This window comes from Bailinhaonella thermotolerans, assembly GCF_003594875.1.
GTDB lineage: Bacteria > Actinomycetota > Actinomycetes > Streptosporangiales > Streptosporangiaceae > Bailinhaonella > Bailinhaonella thermotolerans.
Genome location: NZ_QZEY01000002.1, coordinates 896287 through 911410 on the forward strand (window position 1 = coordinate 896287; position 15124 = coordinate 911410).

General features: G+C 74.7%; 10 protein-coding genes. 5 read left to right on the forward strand and 5 right to left on the reverse strand.

The window, feature by feature from the left end; genetic code table 11:
• The first annotated feature begins 23 nt into the window (after nt 1-23).
• The 3 genes from D5H75_RS09140 (at nt 24) to D5H75_RS09150 (ending at nt 3474) form a co-directional block, all read left to right on the forward strand.
• Nucleotides 24-1223 (forward strand): folylpolyglutamate synthase/dihydrofolate synthase family protein, encoded by a 1200-nt coding sequence (locus tag D5H75_RS09140; protein ID WP_119925859.1) that lies wholly within the window; start codon nt 24-26, stop codon nt 1221-1223.
• 173 nt (nt 1224-1396) lie between these two features.
• Nucleotides 1397-2437, forward strand: a complete 1041-nt coding sequence (locus D5H75_RS09145) for a FecCD family ABC transporter permease (protein WP_242454077.1) — start codon at nt 1397-1399, stop codon at nt 2435-2437.
• Nucleotides 2434-3474 (forward strand): FecCD family ABC transporter permease, encoded by a 1041-nt coding sequence (locus D5H75_RS09150; protein WP_119925861.1) that lies wholly within the window; start codon nt 2434-2436, stop codon nt 3472-3474. Before D5H75_RS09145 ends, D5H75_RS09150 begins: the two co-directional genes overlap by 4 nt.
• An 85-nt stretch (nt 3475-3559) precedes the next feature.
• On the opposite strand, the gene fes is transcribed toward D5H75_RS09150, so the two are convergent.
• The 4 genes from fes to D5H75_RS09170 form a co-directional block, all read right to left on the reverse strand.
• Nucleotides 3560-4909, reverse strand: coding sequence for an enterochelin esterase (fes, locus tag D5H75_RS09155; protein ID WP_202637953.1), 1350 nt, complete (start codon nt 4907-4909; stop codon nt 3560-3562).
• Nucleotides 4906-5898 (reverse strand): Fe2+-enterobactin ABC transporter substrate-binding protein, encoded by a 993-nt coding sequence (gene fepB / locus D5H75_RS09160; RefSeq protein WP_119925862.1) that lies wholly within the window; start codon nt 5896-5898, stop codon nt 4906-4908. The genes fes and fepB overlap by 4 nt, the downstream gene beginning before the upstream one ends.
• A gap of 129 nt (nt 5899-6027) precedes the next feature.
• Nucleotides 6028-6942 (reverse strand): serine hydrolase, encoded by a 915-nt coding sequence (locus tag D5H75_RS09165; protein ID WP_242454078.1) that lies wholly within the window; start codon nt 6940-6942, stop codon nt 6028-6030.
• Nucleotides 6939-7880 (reverse strand): LysR substrate-binding domain-containing protein, encoded by a 942-nt coding sequence (locus tag D5H75_RS09170; RefSeq protein ID WP_119925863.1) that lies wholly within the window; start codon nt 7878-7880, stop codon nt 6939-6941. The genes D5H75_RS09165 and D5H75_RS09170 overlap by 4 nt, the downstream gene beginning before the upstream one ends.
• 87 nt (nt 7881-7967) lie before the next feature.
• Here D5H75_RS09170 and D5H75_RS09175 point away from each other — a divergent pair, with 87 nt between their 5' ends.
• Both D5H75_RS09175 and D5H75_RS09180 read left to right on the forward strand, forming a co-directional pair.
• Nucleotides 7968-9572, forward strand: a complete 1605-nt coding sequence (locus D5H75_RS09175) for a penicillin-binding transpeptidase domain-containing protein (protein WP_119925864.1) — start codon at nt 7968-7970, stop codon at nt 9570-9572.
• A gap of 220 nt (nt 9573-9792) precedes the next feature.
• Nucleotides 9793-12000 carry a transglycosylase domain-containing protein gene (locus tag D5H75_RS09180; protein WP_119925865.1) on the forward strand — a complete coding sequence of 736 codons (2208 nt, stop codon included), beginning with the start codon at nt 9793-9795 and terminating at the stop codon, nt 11998-12000.
• A gap of 477 nt (nt 12001-12477) precedes the next feature.
• Here D5H75_RS09180 and D5H75_RS09185 read toward each other — a convergent pair whose 3' ends face one another.
• A complete protein-coding gene (locus tag D5H75_RS09185) occupies nt 12478-15072 on the reverse strand; it encodes a valine--tRNA ligase (RefSeq protein WP_340137755.1) in 2595 nt (864 codons plus the stop codon).
• Nucleotides 15073-15124: the final 52 nt, after the last annotated feature.

Sequence of the window (15124 nt, forward strand, 5' to 3'; positions counted from 1 at the left end):
CCGCGTGTGCCTATGCTGCGGCCGTGGACGAGGTGTTCTTTCGTGAGTGGGAGGCCCGGGCCCCCGGGTGGCGGCGCGACCTGGGAAGGGCGCGGGCGCTGACGCGGCTGCTGGACCTGCCGGACGTGCCCGTGCTGACCGTGGTCGGCTCCAAGGGGAAGGGCACGGCCGCCGCGCACGCCACGGCCGCGCTCGTGGCGGCCGGCCTGACCGTGGTCACCGTGACCAGCCCGGGGCTGCGGTCCGACCGGGAGCGGATCCGGGTGAACGGCACGGCGATCGCCGGGCTGGCCGGGCTGGGCGAGACCCTCGCCGCGGCGATCGCGAGGCTGGGCCCGCCCCGGGACGGATACCTGTCCCCCTCCGGGCTGTTCACCGTCGCCGGGATGCTGCACGCCCGCGAGGTGGGCGCGGACGCGGTCGTGCTGGAGGCGGGCATGGGCGGGGCGTCGGACGAGGTCTCGCTCTTCCCCGCGACCGTGGTGGGCGTCACCGAGATCTTCGCCGAGCACCTGGGCGTCCTCGGGGACACCGTGCCCGAGATCGCCCGGGAGAAGATCGGCGTGGTGGCCCCGTCCACCCGCGCCGTCGTCTCGCTCCCCCAGTCCCCGCACGTCCGCGCCGCCTTCGCCGCGGCCGGCACGCCTCCCGCCGGCTCCTCCGGTCCCGGCACGGCGGGCGCGGGGCCGTCCGTGACGTACACCGCCTGCGCGGGGACGTTCTCCGAGCGGAACTCCTGCCTGGGACGGGCGGCGGGGCTGCGCCTCCTGGCGGAGCTGGGCCTGCCCGAGCCGGGCCCGCTCCCCGAGGTCCGCCTCCCCGGCCGCATGTCCGTCCACCCGCTGGGCGGGGACGCCGAGGTCGTCGCCGACTGCGCGATCACCCGGGCGGGGGTCGCGGCGGCGCTGGAGGCCGCCGGGGACGTGGACCACGTGCTCCTGTGCCTGCCGGACCACAAGGACGTGGCCGGGGCCGTCGCCGAACTGGACGGCCGCGTCCCCGTCACCTTCGTCCGCCTGCCGTACCCCCATCTCCGCTTCACCCATCCCCTCCCGGAGTCCTGGCCGGTCGTGGACGCCGCCGCCCTGACCGCCGCCGGGGTCCGCGGGCTGGGCCGCCGCGTGCTGGCCCTCGGCACCGTCTACTTCATCGGCCGCGTCCTCGACCTCGCCGGCGCCGACACCGACCACCTCTTCCCCCCGCCCTCCGCCGGGGGCTCCTGACCTGGCGGCTCGCGGTCCCGCGCCGGCCCGAGGAGCGGGGGTCGCGCGGGGGCGGGGCGGCGGGATCGGCGCGAGGGGGTGGGCGGCGGGGCCGCGCGGGGAGAGAATGGGCGAGCTGGATAAGGTTAGGCTTACCTTGCCGCGCTCGCGGCGTCCCGAGGATGAGGTCCCCCTTGCCAAGCGTCATCACCGTCCGCCCGGCCGCGCCCGCCCGGCCGCGCGGGCGCCGCGCCGTACGGCGTGCCGGGCTGATCGCGCTGGTCGCGGTGCTGGCGGTCGTCATGTGCCTGAGCGTCGCCGTCGGCTCCCAGCACGTGCCGGTCCCGACGGTGCTGCGGATCGTGTTCGCGCCCGACGGGTCGGCCGAGTCCGCGCTCATCCACGACCTGCGGGTGCCGCGCACGCTGCTGGGGCTCGTGGTCGGGGCCGCGCTCGGCGCCTCGGGGGCGCTGATGCAGGTGCTCACGCGCAACCCGCTGGCCGACCCGGGGCTGCTGGGGGTCAACTACGGGGCGTCGTTCGCCGTCGTGTGCTCGATCGCCTTCCTCGGCGTGACCTCCGTCGGCGGGTACATCTGGTTCGCCTTCGCCGGGGCCGCGATCGCCGCCTGCGCGGTCTACGCCCTGGGGGCCGCGGGAGGCGGGTCGCCGGCGCGGCTGGCGCTGGCCGGGGTCGCGGTCAGCGCCTCGCTCGGGGCCGCCACCAACGGGTTCCTGTCGCTGAACGGGACCGTGTTCGACCAGATGCGGTTCTGGGACGTGGGCGCGCTCGCCGGCCGGGAGTTCGAGGTGTTCTGGCCCGTCCTGCCGTTCCTGCTCGCCGGCGCCGTGATCGCGGTCGCGCTCGGGCCCTCCCTCAACGCGCTCGCCCTGGGCGACGACGCCGGGACCGGGCTCGGGACGCGCGTGAACCTGGTCCGGCTGCTCGGGGCGGTCTCGATCGTGCTGCTGTGCGGCGCGGCCACGGCCGCCATCGGGCCGGTGACGTTCGTGGGCCTGACGGTCGCGCACATCGCGCGGGCGATCACCGGGCCCGACAACCGCTGGGTGATCGCCTACTCCATGGTGCTCGGCCCCGTGCTCCTGCTCGCCTCCGACGTGCTCGGCCGGGTGCTCGTCCGGCCCGCCGAGCTCCAGGTGGGCATCGTGACGGCGTTCCTCGGGGCGCCGGTCTTCATCGCCCTCATCCGCCGAGACAAGATCGCGAAGCTATGACGACGCTGCCCGTCCGCCACCTGCGCCGGGGGCGCCTCTCCCTGCGGATCAGGCCCCGCGCGGTCGCCGTGGGCCTGCTGCTCCTGGCCGCCGCGCTCGCCGTGGGCGCCGTCGCGATCGGCACCGGCACCGCGATCACCGTCCAGGACGTCCTGCTCACGCTCGCCGGGAAGGGCACGCCGCAGAGCGCGTACGTCGTCTACGAGCTGCGGGCCCCGCGCGTGCTGGTGGCCCTCCTGGTCGGCGCCGCGCTGGGCACGAGCGGCGCGATCTTCCAGGGCCTGTCGCGGAACCCGCTCGGCAGCCCGGACGTGATCGGGTTCAACCAGGGCGCGGCCACGGGGGCCGTGGTGGTCCTGCTGGTGCTGCGGAGCGGCAGCGACACCGTGTCGGTCGGGGCGATGGTGTTCGGCATGGCCACCGCCCTCGTGGTCTACCTGCTGGCGTACAAGGGCGGCGTCCAGGGGTACCGGCTGGTGCTCGTCGGCATCGGCGTGAGCGCGATGCTGGAGGCCGTCACCGCGTACCTGCTGGTCCGCGCCGACCTCTACGAGTCGCAGGCCGCCAAGACCTGGCTGATCGGGAGCCTTTCGGGCAGCGAGTGGGGGCACGTCGGCCCGCTGGCGCTGGCGGTCGCGGTGCTGCTGCCGGCCGCGTTCCTGCTCGCGCGCCCGCTGGGCCTGCTGGAACTGGGCGACGACACCGCCAACGGCCTGGGCCTGCCGGTGGAGCGGACCCGGCTGGCGCTGGTCGCGGTGGCGGTCGCCCTGTCCGGCGTCTCGGTCGCGTCGGCGGGCCCGATCCTGTTCGTCGCCCTGGCCGCGCCCCAGCTCGCCAAGCGGCTCACCCGCGCCCCCGGCCCGGGCGTCGTCCCGGCCGCGTTCATGGGCGCGCTGCTCCTGGTGACCGCCGACTTCGCCGCCCAGCGGCTGCCCACCCCCGGCCAGCTCCCCGTCGGCGTCCTGACCGGTTCCCTGGGCGGCCTCTACCTGGGCTGGCTGATGGCCCGCGAGTGGCGGGCCCGCGCCCGCGCCTGAGCCGGGCCGCCCCGCGCCTGACCGCCCCGGCCCGGACCGGCCCGTGCCCGGCTCAGGCCGTACGGCGGGAGCCGGGCGCGGCCGGTCACCAGGAGGCGGTGAGATCCCCGAGGAGGGCGACGAGGCAGGCGCGCCAGCAGTAGTAGTCGTGGCCGCCGTTGTACTCGCGCAGGGCGACGTCGTGGCCGCTCGCGGCGAGGGCGTCCCGCATGCGGAAGGTGGCGTCGCGCAGCGCCCACTCCTGGGCGCCGAGGCCGAGGCGGAACCGCGCCGGGACGGGCGGGAGCGCGGAGACCGCGCCGGTCAGCCATTCGGGCTCGGGGCCGTTCGGCCACCAGAAGGAGCCCGACAGGGAGATCGCGTTGCCGAAGCGGGCGGGGTCGCGCAGGGCGCAGTAGGCGGCGGTGAGGCCGCCCAGGCTGGAGCCCGCGACCACGACGCGCCCGGGCGGGAACCCCTCGGGGAGCAGGTCCGCGGCGAAGTCGGCGAAGCCCGGGTCGCAGGCCAGCTCCCGCACCCGCGTCGGGAGGTCCACGGCGGACGGCATGACGAACCGCAGCGGCGGCAGCGCGCCGTCCGCGATCAGGTCGTCCAGCGCCGGGCGGAGCAGCGGCGCGTACGCCTCCCCGTCGAACAGCAGCACGACGCCGGCGGGCTCCTCCTCCGGCTCGTACGTCCAGACCGGCCGCTCGTTCCCGAGCCGCGCGCTCCACACCCGGCGCTCGGTGACGCGCCCGCGCCCGGTCCCCCGGTTCCCGTGCCAGTCCCGCGCGGGGGCGTCCGGGAGCGCCGCGACCGACCCGGCGCCCGGCCAGGGCCGCCGGTTGAGCGGGTCGGGCGCCGCGCGCTCCACCGCCTCGCACCAGCGCTCCAGGTCGGCGCGGGGCACGCGCGACCCGGCGGCGGTCATCCGCGCGAGCATGCGCTCGGCCGCCGGGCCCATCCCGCCCGGGGAGCGCGGCGCGATCCGGTAGGTCCCGTGCCAGTCGGCCCGCAGCCGGTAGGAGCGGTGCCACACGTCGGTGCCCGGCACGTGCTCCATCCGCGCGGCGTCCAGCGCGCCCGCGTCGGTGATCTTGTTCACGACCAGCACGACGTCGGCCGCGGGGTCCGGGTCCCGCCACAGGAACGTGACGATCCGGTGCGCCGGGTCGCCCGGGATCTCCTCGATCAGCGGCGTCCCGGCCCCGGCGGCCTCCCGCCACAGCTCCGCGGGCGATCCCAGCGCCGCGATCCGGGGGCTCACCGCGACCTCGGGCGGCGCGGGCCGCTCCACCTGCGGCGGGATGCTCCCCCGGGGCCCCGGCCGGGGCGGCGTCAGCCGTACGGCTCGCGCGGCGGCGGCGGCGCCGGACTCCCGGACGGGGCCGGGCCGAACGCCGGAGTCCGGCGCGGCGAGGGCCGGGCCGGGCTCCGGGTGGGGCGCGGGGATCAAGCGAACAGCTTCTCGACGCGGTCGAGCATGCTCATGGCGCTGAAGTAGTCCATGCGGAAGGAGTCCACGCCCAGGTCGTAGACGCGCTTGTCCTTGACGGCGGGCAGGTCCTTCCAGACCGGCTTGGCCTGGCTCTTGGCGATGTCGGCGGGGTTGTGGCCGACGAAGAACAGGGAGGCGTCGCCGACGGACTTGGCCAGCGTCTCCTGGGACAGGATCGCCAGGTCGTCGCGCTTGGCGCCCTCGCCCTTGACGGTGGAGGAGCCCTCGACGGTGCGGACCTTGAAGCCGACCGCGCCGAGCACGCCGCCCTGGGCGCTGTTCGCGGTGAAGACCGGGATCTCGGTGTTGGAGTCGCGGAGGAGGACGGCCTCCTGCTCCGGCACCTTGATCTTGGACTTGACCTGCTCGATGCGCTGGTTGTACCCGTCCACGACCTCCTTGGCCCTGGCCTCCAGGCCGATCGCGGCGCCGAGCTTGGCGGTCAGCTCCGGCCAGCTCACGTTGTCGTGGCGGAACAGGACCGTGGGGGCGATGCCCTTGAGCTTGTCGTAGACCTTCAGGGTGCTGTCGTGGCCGGTCGCCGCGCCGATGATCAGGTCCGGCTTCTGCGCCAGGATCTTCTCCAGGTCGGCCTCGAAGCCCTGGTAGGCGAGCTTGACGCCCTTCTCCTGGGCCTTGCCGGCCCACTGCTTGAAGAAGCCGTTCTGGTCGGTGAAGGGGCTCGGCGGGGTGCCCTGGGAGGCCACGACGGGCGCGTCGAGGGCGAGGAGGTGGCCGGTCATGGTGACGCTGACGGAGACGATGCGCTTGGGCGCGACGGGGACCTGCGTGGTTCCGGCCTCGTGCCGCACCGCGCGGGTCTGCCCGCCCTTCTCACCGGCGCCCGCGGCGTCCGCGCCGCCGCCGTTGGATCCGCAGGCCGTCAGCCCGACGGCGACCGCCGCGATCACGGCCGCGGCGCGCAGACGGGACCAGCTTGTACGCACATCTACTCCTGGGGGAACGAAGGTTAGGCTTACCTCAGTAAGGGAGAGCTTAGGCTAGGCTAACCTTCAACTCCAGAGGGGGCCTCGACCGAACGCGAAGGCCCAGCTCAGGACCCGCTCAGGATCAGCTCAGGAGCGCCTCAGCGCCTCGACGGCCAGCCGGGCGGCGACGCCGATCACCGCGTCGGCGCGCGGCTGCGTCTGCGCCGTGCTCGACGAGCGGGTGAAGACCGCGACGGCGTACGTCCCCCCGTCGGGGTACTCCACGACCCCGATCTCGTTGCGGATCGTCGGCAGGGTGCCGGTCTTCCCGCTCACCATGACGTCGTCGTACGGGAAGCCCGAGGCGAGCCGGTGCGGCCAGACCTGCAGGCCCATGCAGCGCCGGATCATGGCGCAGGACTCGGGGGAGGCCGCCTCGTCGCGCCAGACCAGTTCCAGGAGCCGGGTCATCTCGCGCGGGGTCCCCCGGTTGGTCACGGCCGGGTCCAGCACCCGCATGCGGGCGATCGCCGCCGGGTCCGCGAAGAACTCCGCCGGGTCCAGGCCGCCGACGTCCTCGGTCATCAGGGCGTACATGTCCTGGCCGGTGTGCTCCACGTGGGTGCGGCGCAGCCCCAGCTCGCGCATCGCCGCGTTCACCGCGTCCAGCCCCACCCTCCCGACCAGCGTGTCGGCGGCCGTGTTGTCGCTCACCGTGATCATGAGGAACGCCAGGTCGCGCAGGGACATGTCCACCGGGTCCAGCATCGCCGAGATCCCCGTGGGACCCGGCGACCTGCCCTCCGCCGGCACGTGGACCCGCTCGCGCGGATCGAGCGCGCCGGCGTCCGCCAGCCGGGCGAACGCCACGAGCAGCGGCACCTTGAACACCGAGGCCAGCACGGCGTCCTCGTCGGCCCCGACGCCCAGGTCCCGCCCGCCGAGCACGTCCACCGCGTGCACCTGGCCGGTCACCCCCGCCTCCCGGAACGCCGCGAGGATCTCCTCCGCTCCCCCGGGGACGCCCCCGCGCGGCCGTACGGCGGGATCGCGCGGGCTCACGCGAGGAACCCGGAGGACGGGCGCGGGGCCACGCGGCGGGCGGGGAGGGCGTCCACGGGGCGCATGCCGGCCTCGCGGGCGAGGATCGCGGTGATCCGCGCGGCGAACTCCCCGGTCTGGGCGAGCGCGGTGTCGCGGGGCCAGGCCGTCGACGCGCGCCAGTGGAGCGGTTCGCCGGTCAGCGGCCGCCAGACCGCGCCCGGGGAGGGGGCCTCGGGGGTGAGGGAGACGGCGGTCCCGGCGAGCACCAGGCCCAGGGCGAACTGGGGGTTGGGGGTCTCGTGGACGGCCGGCGGGTCGAAGCCGTGGCGGCGGCAGCCGGCGATCATCTCGTCGTAGAGCCCGGGGGCCGTGGCGCGCGGGAAGAGCACCAGGTCACGGCCGGAGAGGTCGGCCAGGTGCACCGACGCCGAGGCGGCCAGCGGGTCCCCCTCCTCCAGCAGCACCCCGACGGGCTGGGCGAGCATGGGGCCGAACGCCAGCCCCGGGGCGGTCACCGGGTGGTGCAGCACGCCCACGTCCAGCTCGCCCGCCGTGAGCGCGGCCACCTGCTCCACCGTCCCGATCTGGCTCAGCGCCAGCCGTACGCCCGGCGGGGCGGCGGCGATCAGGGCGGCGACGACGGGCGCGGCCAGGTCGGGCGTCACGGCGGCGCGCAGGGTGCCCACCTCGCCCCGGCGGGCCCGCTCCATCACCGCGTGCAGATGATCCACCCGGCCGAGGATCTCACGGGCCTCGGCCAGGAGCGCACGCCCGGCGTCGGTGAGCCGCACCTGCCGGCTCGTGCGGTCGAAGAGGCGGACCCCCAGCTCGCGTTCCAGCCGCTGGATGCGCTGGCTGAGCGGCGGCTGCGCCATGCCGAGCCGGATCGCGGCGTTGCCGAAGTGAAGTTCTTCGGCGACCGCCTCGAAGTAGCGCAGATGCCGGACCAGGTCCACGACCAGCGACTATATCGGAAATCTAATCAATCGACGATAGATATCGACATTGGACATGACCCGCGATGACCTGGTGTCCTCCCCGTCATGGGGAGAAGAGCAGTCAGGATCACGGCCGGTGTCGCGGCGCTCGCGCTCGTCGCCGGTGGCGTGTGGTACCTGAACGGGGACGCCCCGGAGCGGCGGCTGGTCGAGGACTACCTCGCCGCCTGGGAGCGCAACGACGTGAAGGCGATGAAGGCCCTGGTCGCCGCCCCGCCGGCCGGCTTCGACCGGTGGCATCGCGACTCGGCGATCGGGCGGGCCGACTACGAGGCGGGGGACCTCCGGGAGAAGGACGGCGGTTACGAGGCGCGCTTCACGGCGCGGGTCGCGCTCGCCGAGGGCGCCGACTGGACGTACGAGGGCAGGCTGCGGCTGGTCGAGTCGGACGGGTCGTGGAAGGTCCGGTGGTCGCCCGCCGCGATCCACCCCGACCTGCGCGAGGGGCGGGCGCTGCGCCTGCGGCGGTCCTGGCCCGAGCGGGCCGCGGTCACCGCCGCCGACGGCACCCGGATCGACACCGAGGACACCTACGGGTCGGTCAAGCAGCTCGTCGGCGCGGTCGCCCCCGCCACCGCCGAGGACGTCAAGCGCCTCGGCGCGCCGTACCGCGCGGGGGACCCGGTCGGCACGGACGGGCTCCAGCGCACGTTCGAGCGGCGTCTCGCGGGGCGGCCCGGCCTGCGGGTCGAGCTGACCGAGGGCGGGCGGACGCTGAGCACGCTCGCCCGCGTCGGCGGGGCCCCGGGCAAGGCTCTGCGCACGAGCGTCGACCTGGCCGCGCAGAAGGCCGGGGCGGACGCGCTCAGGGACGAGAAGCGCAACGCCTCCCTCGTCGCCGTCAAGGCCTCGACCGGGGAGATCAAGGCGGTCGTCAACAAGCCGGGCGGGTTCAACCGGGCGCTCATGGGCCACTACCCGCCGGGCTCGACGTTCAAGGTGGTCACGGCGTCGGCGCTGGTCGCGGACGGCCTGAGCCCGGCCACGCGGGTCGCGTGCCCGGCGCGGCAGACGATCGGCGGCTTCGAGTTCCACAACGCCGGCTACAAGGACTACGGCACGCTGCCGCTGCGGGACGCGTTCGCGCACTCGTGCAACACCACCTTCGGCGACCTCGGGGTGGAGCGCCTGGGCGAGAAGCGGCTGCGCGAGGTCGCGGAGAGCTTCGGCTTCGGCAGCCCCCTCAACCCCGGCGTGCCCGCCGTGCGCGCCCGGTTTCCCTCGACCGGGAGCGAGACCGAGCTGGCCTCGGCCGCGTTCGGCCAGGGCAAGGTGCTGGCCAGCCCGCTCAACATGGCGACCGTCGCCGCCGCGATCGCGGGCGGGGCCTGGCGCCCGCCGCGCCTGGTGGACGCCGCCCTGCTGCCGGGGGGCGAGGTCAGGAAGCTGGAGCCGGGGATCGTGCGCGCGCTGCGGCAGCTCATGCCCGCCGTCGTCTCCGACGGGACGGCGAACGCGGTGGACTTCCCGGCCGGGGTCGGCGGCAAGACCGGCACGGCCGAGTTCGGCGAGGGCGAGGAGCCTCCGGCGCACTCCTGGTTCATCGGGTACAAGGGCGACCTGGCGTTCGCCGTGATCGTCGAGGGCGCGGGCGAGGGCGCGGCCGCCGCGGCCCCCATCGCCGCCGAGTTCCTCCGGGGCCTGTCGTGACCGCCCGTCCCGGGCCTCTCGTGACCGCCCGCCGTCCGGCCCGGACGCCACGCGGCGTGACGGCCGTACGGCAGGCGCCGTTCCCGGCGTATCCGGCGGAAGCCGTACGGGCCGCGCGGGGCCCCGCAGAACGCCCGGCGGCAGCCGTACAGAACACAAGGCCACTTTTCCGCGACCAACCGAGGGGCGGGGTGTGATGCGGGACCGACGGAAGGATCGTATGAGCGCGGAGCGGTCGCGGTTGGGGGCCGGGGTGCGGCTGCTGGGCGCGGCGGCGCTGGCCGGCGTGCTGGTCGCGGGGCTGGGTCTGCCCGCGATCGGCGGCGCGGGGCTGGCGGCGCAGGGGGCGGCCGAGGGCTTCCAGGGCATGCCGGCGGACCTCGTGGAGAAGCCGCTCGCGCAGGTCACGAAGCTGTACGACGTGAACGGCCGGCCGTTCGCGCAGTTCTACGCCGCGAACCGGGAGTCGGTGCCGCTGTCGAAGGTGGCGCCGGTGCTGCGGCGGGCGGTCGTGGACATCGAGGACTCGCGCTTCTACGAGCACGGGGCGATGGACCTCAAGGGCGTCCTCCGGGCCGCCACCGAGAACCTGCGGGCCGGGGACGTGCGGCAGGGCGCGTCGTCGCTGACCCAGCAGTACGTCAAGAACGTGCTGATGGAGAACGCGGAGGACGAGAAGGAGTACCGCGCGGCGACCGCCCCGACGTACGCCCGGAAGCTGAGCGAGCTGCGCGCGGCCATCGCGGTGGAGCAGAAGTACACCAAGGACCAGATCCTGGAGAAGTACCTCAACATCTCCTATTTCGGCGCCGGCGCGTACGGCGTGCAGGCCGCCGCGCGGCGGTTCTTCGGCAAGCCGGCGAGCGCGCTGACGCTGACCGAGGCCGCGACGCTGGCGGGGGTGATCCACTGGCCCAGCAGGTACGAGGCGTGGGCGAACCCCCGGCTGAGCCGCGCCGAGCGGAAGGCGTCCGAGCGCGAGACGCGCGAGCGGCGGAACGTGGTGCTGGACCGGATGGCCGAGCTGGGGCACCTGACGTCCCATGAGCTCGCCCGGGCGAAGGCCGCGCCGCTGGGCCTGCGGCCGAAGCCGGCCAGCGGCGGGTGCGAGGAGAGCCGCTACGCCTACTTCTGCGTCTACGTGCAGCACGAGATCCTGAACGACCCGGCGTACGGCAAGACCCGGGCGGACCGGGAGAGGCTGCTCTACCGGGGCGGGCTGCGGATCAGGACCACGCTGGACCCGGAGGCGCAGCGGGCGGCGCAGAAGGCGATCGACCGCCGGGTGAACCCCTCCGACGGGCCGGTCGCCGCCCAGGCCCTGGTCGAGCCGGGCACCGGGAACGTGCGGGCGATGGCCGCCAGCCGGCCGTACGGCACGGGCAAGGGCCGGATCCACTACAACGTGGTCGCCGACGCGGCGCACGGCGGCGGGGCCGGGTTCCAGGCGGGCTCGACGTTCAAGCCGTTCACGCTGGCGGCGGCGCTGGAGAAGGGGAAGCGCTTCGAGGACGGGTACCTCGGCGGCGACTTCTACGTGGCCGAGTCGGGCTTCCGCGACTGCCGGGGCCGCCCGGTGAACGACCCGGTCTCCCGCGTCTACAACGACGCCGGTGAGGGCTCGGCCGGGGTCTACACCCTGGAGACCGGCACGTGGAACTCGGTGAACGTGTTCTACATGATGCTGGAGCGCGAGGTCGGCCTGTGCGACGTGGTCAAGGTCGCCAAGCGCCTGGGGATCAAGCGGGCCGACGGCAGGCCGCTGCGCGAGGTGCCCACCTTCACGCTGGGCGTCAACGAGACCGACCCGGTGACGGTGGCCTCCGCCTACGCCGCCTTCGCCGCCCGGGGCCGGTACTGCGCCCCGCGCGCGATCACCGAGGTCGGGTACGCCACGGGGCGGGTCAGGCGGGTCGCGCCCGAGTGCCGGCAGGCGCTGCCGGAGGAGGTCGCCGACGCGGCCGCGCACGTGATGACCGGGGTCTTCACGCGGGGCACGATGAGCGGCGTGGGCGGGATCGGCCGCCCGGCGGCGGGCAAGACCGGCACCACGGACGGCTACTCGGCCGCCTGGTTCGCCGGCTTCACGCCGGACCTGGCCGCCGCCGTCAGCGTGGGGGACCCCCGCGGCGCCTACGCCCACAAGCTCGTGAACGTCCGGATCGGCGACCGCGTCCACGGTTACGTGGACGGCTCCGCCCTCCCGGGCCCCATCTGGGTGGACACGATGCGCGAGGCCCTCCGCGGGACCCCCTCGCACGCCTTTCCGCCCCCGGCCTCCCGTTTCCTCGGCGGCGACCACCCCGAACCCCCCGCCCGGGAAGAGCCCGCCACGCCCGACTCCACCGACAACCCCGGCTCCCCCGCCAACCCCGAAGCGCCGGACGCCCAGAAGGACTCCCGCTCCCCCACCCCGGACCCCAGGTAGGAACCATCCCCACGGCCCCGGCCCCCGGCCGGGGCTTTCCACTGTCCTCCACCCCGCGAGCACCCTCGGTTCACAGACGCACGACCTCGCCGTGATCATGCGGTTTCGCGCACAGGGTGTGCATGAAACCGCATGATCACGGCGAGAAGGGGACGCGGGGCGGGAAGACGATCACGGCGGATGGCCCCGGCCGAGGGCGTGTGAGCCGTACGGCCTGGCGGAGGACGTGCGGCGGGCGGCGCGGGTCGGCGGAGGCCGGGGACCCGGACGGGGAGTTCGCAGGTGGGGGTCAGGGTGCCCCGGATGACGCTCGCGGCGGCGCGCGAAGCCCAGGCCGCGCGGGCGAGCCCAGGGGGGCGGGCTGGGGGGTGGGGTCGGGAGGGCCGGGCGTGGCCTGGGGGTGGAATGGGGTGGCCCCGCGCGTGAGCCTTTCGGTCACGGCGGGGCCGGGTCGGGTGCCCTCGGCGGGCGAGGGGGTCAGGTGGCGGGGAGGGCGGCGAGCTGGGCCTCGATGCGCTCGATGTCGGCCCTGGCCTGGGACTCGCGGGCGCGGGTCTTGACGACCACGTCCTCGGGGGCCTTGGACATGAACTGGGCGTTGGCCAGCTTGCCGGTGGCCTGGGCGAGTTCCTTGCGGGCGGCCGCGAGGTCCTTCTCCAGGCGCTTGCGCTCGGCGGCGACGTCGATCGCGCCCGCGGTGTCGATCTCCACGGTCACGCCCTGGACGGTCAGGGTCGCCGTCGGGCTGAACGCGCCGGAGGGCGCGTCGAGGCGGAGCAGGCTGCGGGCCGCCTCCTCGTGGGCCGACACCGGGCTCGACTCCATCCCCACCAGCCGGGCCGCCACCCGCTGGCCGGGCTTGAGGCCCTGGTCGGAGCGGAAGCGGCGGACCTCGGTGATGAGGTCCTGGAGCGCGAGGATCTCGGCCGTGGCGGCCGGGTCGGCGTAGGCCGGGTCGGCCCCGGGCCAGGCGGCGACGGTGATCGAGTCCTCGCCGGTGAGCGCCCGCCACAGCTCCTCGGTGACGAACGGCGTGAGCGGGTGGAGCAGCCGCAGCAGCGCGTCGAAGACGTGGCCGAGCACCAGACGCGTGCGGTCGGCCTCCTCACCGCCCCGCGCGATCTGGACCTTGGCCAGCTCGACGTACCAGTCGCAGACCTCGTCCCAGGCGAAGTGGTAGAGCGCGTCCGACACCTTCGCGAACTCGAAGTCCTCGAAGTAGCCGTCGACCTCGGTGATCACCTCGTTGAGGCGGGCCAGGATCCAGCGGTCCGTCGCGGTCAGCTCGGCCGGCGGGGGCAGCGGGGCCGCCACGGTGGCGCCGTTGAGCAGCGCGAACCGGGTGGCGTTCCAGATCTTGTTGCAGAAGTTGCGCGAGCCGGCCGCCCACTCCTCGCTGATCGCCACGTCGGAGCCGGGGTTGGCCCCGCGCAGCAGCGTGAACCGGGTGGCGTCGGCGCCGAAGCGCTCGATCCAGTCGAGCGGGTCCACGACGTTGCCGAACGACTTGGACATCTTCTTGCCGAACTGGTCGCGAACCATGCCGTGCAGCGCGACCGTGCGGAACGGCGGCTGCCCGTCCATGGCGTACAGCCCGAACATCATCATCCGGACGACCCAGAAGAACAGGATGTCGTAGCCGGTGACGAGCACGGTGGTCGGGTAGAACTTGCGCAGCGCCTCGGTGTCCTCGGGCCAGCCCAGGGTGGAGATCGGCCACAGGCCGCTGGAGAACCACGTGTCGAGCACGTCGGGGTCCTGCGTGTAGCCGGCGGGCGGCTCCTCGTCGGGGCCGACGCACACGACCTCGCCCGCCGGGCCGTACCACACCGGGATGCGGTGGCCCCACCAGAGCTGGCGCGAGATGCACCAGTCGTGCATGTCGTCCACCCAGTCGAAGTAGCGCTTGGCCAGCTCCGGCGGGTGGATCACGGTGCGGCCGTCGCGCACGGCGTCACCCGCGGCCTTGGCCAGCGGCCCGACCGAGACGAACCACTGCAGCGACAGGCGCGGCTCGACGACGGTCTTGCAGCGCGAGCAGTGGCCCACCGAGTGGAGGTAGGGCCGCTTCTCGGCGACGATGCGGCCCTGTTCGCGCAGCGCGGCGACGACCGCGGGGCGCGCCTCGAACCGGTCCAGCCCCTCGAACGGGCCGTGGGCGGTGACCACGCCGCGCTCGTCCATGACCGTCAGCGACGGCAGGTCGTGGCGGCGGCCGATCTCGAAGTCGTTGGGGTCGTGGGCCGGGGTGACCTTGACCGCGCCGGTGCCGAACTCCGGGTCGACGTGCTCGTCGGCCACGACCGGGATGCGGCGGCCGGTCAGCGGCAGCTCGACCTCGGTGCCGACCAGGTGGGCGTAGCGCTCGTCACCGGGGTGGACGGCCACGGCCGTGTCGCCCAGCATGGTCTCGGCGCGGGTGGTCGCGACCACGATGCTCGCGTCGCCGTCGCCGTAGCGGATGGAGACGAGCTCGCCCTCGTCCTCGCTGTGCTCGACCTCGATGTCGGACAGGGCGGTCAGGCAGCGGGGGCACCAGTTGATGATGCGCTCGGCGCGGTAGATCAGCCCGTCGTCGAAGAGCCGCTTGAAGATCGTCTGGACGGCGCGGGACAGGCCCTCGTCCATGGTGAAGCGCTCGCGGTCCCAGTCGACACCGTCGCCGAGCCGCTTCATCTGGCCCAGGATCTTGCCGCCGGACTCGGCCTTCCACTGCCAGACGCGCTCGACGAACCGCTCGCGGCCCAGGTCGTGGCGGGACAGGCCCTCCTTGGCCAGCTCGCGCTCCACGACGTTCTGGGTGGCGATGCCGGCGTGGTCCATGCCCGGAAGCCACAGCGTCTCGAACCCGCGCATGCGGGCGCGCCGGGTCAGGGCGTCCTGGATCGAGTGGTCGAGGGCGTGCCCGACGTGGAGCGAGCCGGTGACGTTGGGGGGCGGCAATACGATGGTGTACGGCGCCTTGTCGCTGCCAGAGTCCGCGTGGAACCGTCCGTCGGCCACCCACTGCTCGTAGCTTCGGGTCTCGACGTCCGCGGGGGTGTACTGGGTAGGCAGTTCAGGCTTCGTCACAAAGGTCAAGTGTAGGGACTCCGCGCCCCCGCCCGCGCCGTCCGCCACCCCT

Bases quoted from the DNA above. Each gene is read 5' to 3' on its own strand.
- D5H75_RS09180 (WP_119925865.1), top strand. From the start codon at position 9,793: ATGAGCGCGGAGCGGTCGCGGTTGGGGGCCGGGGTGCGGCTGCTGGGC.
- D5H75_RS09175 (WP_119925864.1), top strand. From the start codon at position 7,968: ATGGGGAGAAGAGCAGTCAGGATCACGGCCGGTGTCGCGGCGCTCGCG.
- D5H75_RS09150 (WP_119925861.1), top strand. From the start codon at position 2,434: ATGACGACGCTGCCCGTCCGCCACCTGCGCCGGGGGCGCCTCTCCCTG.